Origin of the sequence: Aliiruegeria lutimaris, from assembly GCF_900099935.1 — a bacterium.
GTDB lineage: Bacteria > Pseudomonadota > Alphaproteobacteria > Rhodobacterales > Rhodobacteraceae > Tropicimonas > Tropicimonas lutimaris.
Genome location: NZ_FNEK01000168.1, coordinates 1 through 2,325, shown reverse-complemented (window position 1 = coordinate 2,325; position 2,325 = coordinate 1). Strand labels below are relative to the sequence as shown.

At 63.1% G+C, this 2,325-nt stretch carries 3 protein-coding genes; all 3 read right to left on the bottom strand.

Features of this window, described 5'->3' with window-relative positions:
* A partial coding sequence (locus BLR85_RS28150) for a hypothetical protein (protein WP_139188625.1) occupies positions 1-1,383 on the bottom strand: 1,383 nt, incomplete at its 3' end.
* A gap of 161 nt (positions 1,384-1,544) precedes the next feature.
* Complete coding sequence (locus BLR85_RS28145) at positions 1,545-1,757, bottom strand: helix-turn-helix domain-containing protein (protein WP_170844824.1); 213 nt, start codon at positions 1,755-1,757, stop codon at positions 1,545-1,547.
* Positions 1,750-1,896 (bottom strand): hypothetical protein, encoded by a 147-nt coding sequence (locus tag BLR85_RS29425; protein WP_170844823.1) that lies wholly within the window; start codon positions 1,894-1,896, stop codon positions 1,750-1,752. Before BLR85_RS29425 ends, BLR85_RS28145 begins: the two co-directional genes overlap by 8 nt.
* Between the last annotated feature and the right edge of the window lie 429 nt (positions 1,897-2,325).

Sequence of the window (2,325 nt, the reverse complement as noted above, 5' to 3'; positions counted from 1 at the left end):
CGGGAAGAGCGCCGTTCCCTGCGCCCGCGACACCAAAGGGCGATAGACAGTGATGTAGCGGTGCAGCAAACGCGAAACGCGATTGTTGAGCCGGACCTCGATAGGTTCGCCGTTCTTCACCTCAATGCCCTCGATCCGGATCGTGTAGCGGGTGTGCGTGCCGCTGCGATGCACCTTGATATGGCGTTCCAGATCCAGACCTGCGAGGTTCTTGGCCCGCATCGGGCAGGACAGCAGAATGGCGATGGCGACGGCGTGCATGGCATTGAGCGCCCCCTTACGGGCGTGTGGCGACCGGTCTGCCTCGTCCATCAACGTCGCCGGAAGCCCGACGATGCGCAGCACATTCTCCCAGTCGTTGAACTGGGCAAGGCGGTCGCTGTTCTTGGCACTCATGCCCCGCGGCTTGGTCTGCACCACCTTCTTGACCGCGAGGATTTCCTTGAGATCCAACTCGGACAGCTTGAGGTGGTGCCGCGCGATAGCCACCAACGTCGCGGCGATATTGTTGCAGGCGGGCGGGATCTTGTCGGACGGTGCCCGTTCCATGATCACGCGGAATGCCGCCTTCATGTTTTCAGCCGTCACGACATTCGCCAGCGATTTCATACCGGTCGGTTCCTCGCCAGCTTCCGCCAGTGCATCGAGGAACTGGCGCAGATGGGCTTCGACGTTACGGACCGAGGTCGGGCGCAGCGCTTCTTCCGGCCCGCTCGTGTCGAAGGGATCGTCGTGACGGAGCTGGCCGAGATATGTCTGGATTTCGGCCTGGAGCGGTTCCGGGTAGGTCGACAACGGGCGGCAGCGATGGCGACCACCCTTCTCGTAGGAAAGGCGGGTGAACGGCAGGTCGTTACGTTTGACGATACCGTTCCATATCTGCGCCATCTCCTTGCACAGCTTCGTCGGGTCCTTGGTCAGCAGGCGTGCGTCGAGATAGTTCTGGAACTCCGCCATCACCTCGTCCGTGACATCTGCAGGCTGAAGGCCACGCCATGCGCAGTAGGTCGCAAGACGCGACAGGCTCCAGACCTGATGCTTGGCATCCGCGGCCAGGAAGAATTCCTCCCAGGCCGCGGTGCGGGGGACCTTGGGGGCGTTTCGCGGGATTGCCCGCGCAGCGCGGAGGGCGGCGGCGAGGTTCGCCTTGATGTTGGACAACGTGCGCGCGGTAATCTGGTGCTGTGCGGGATGGATGCGGTCGAGATACATCCGCAGGCCCGGCGCGTCGCAGGGCAGGTCGGCGGGTGCGCGGCCCAGCATCTCGGCCACGCGCCGTACGGCAGAGATCTGGTCGCGATGGCGAGTGGAGCCGCCATCGCGGGTGGTGAGCCGATCAAGAACGTCGGCGAGGGATTGGGGTTTTGCCATGTCGAGGGGCATCGGTGTTCTCCTAGTTCGATTTGGGTTGTGGGACGTTTGAGGACAGGGGCGGAAACGGTGGCCCTCGGGCGGACATTCGGGAGAACACAGTCACGAATTTATAGCCAAAGTCCGTGAACCCGTTCTCCCGACATCCGAGAAAACCATCCCAAAAGAGGACATTAGAGGACATCGGCCAGGCCCCGGTTGCCGCGCGCTGCGGCAAGGGCCTTCAGGTCTGTGCGCGCGATCCGCCAGTCGCGGCCAAGGCGCGTCGCCGGCAGTTCACCCCCAGCGATCCACCGGCGAACCGTCTTCGGGCAGATGCGGAAGAGCGCAGCGACCTCCTTGACGGTGAGGTACTTGGCGTTCGGGGAGACAGGCAGGTCAGCCATTGGTGACCTCCCCATCGCGACGGGTGGCAAAATCCGACCGGGCCGTCTCGCGCGCCATCATGCGCACGAGCGCCAGCAGGGCTTCGTTGATCGGGAGGTAGGGGGCGTTGCACCCTGGTTCACTGGGAGCACATGTCATTGTGCAGGTCCTTCTGGAAGAACCGCTCGTGACGATTAACATGAGAGACCGGCGCGGGCTTCAGCCCAAACGCCAGTACCTCACCGCTGACGCGGTGCTGATCATCGCCAGCGAGTGCTCCGGAAGGTGCTCCCTGCGGGCCGGCCTGTTGGCCGTTGTGGATGTAGCTCAGATCCCGAGAGGTGCTGACGGGTCGTCTGCCAAAGCCGGCACCGAGATCGGAGACGAGGACATGGACGCCCTTCGTGACCCACGCCTAGCAAACAGACATTGTCGAATTGGTTAATTCACCGCATGCCGCATTCATCTCAGAAAATATCTGTTCGGCAGCAGTCGGCCCCAGGACGAAGCCGCTTCGCGGCATTGGCGCCCGCATCAGGTGTTACGCGCCGATCTGACTGCCACGCTTTGTTGATGGGGCTTACGGCC

Coding starts and splice junctions, on each gene's coding strand:
- BLR85_RS29425 (WP_170844823.1), bottom strand. CDS start 1,896: ATGACATGTGCTCCCAGTGAACCAGGGTGCAACGCCCCCTACCTCCCG.
- BLR85_RS28145 (WP_170844824.1), bottom strand. CDS start 1,757: ATGGCTGACCTGCCTGTCTCCCCGAACGCCAAGTACCTCACCGTCAAG.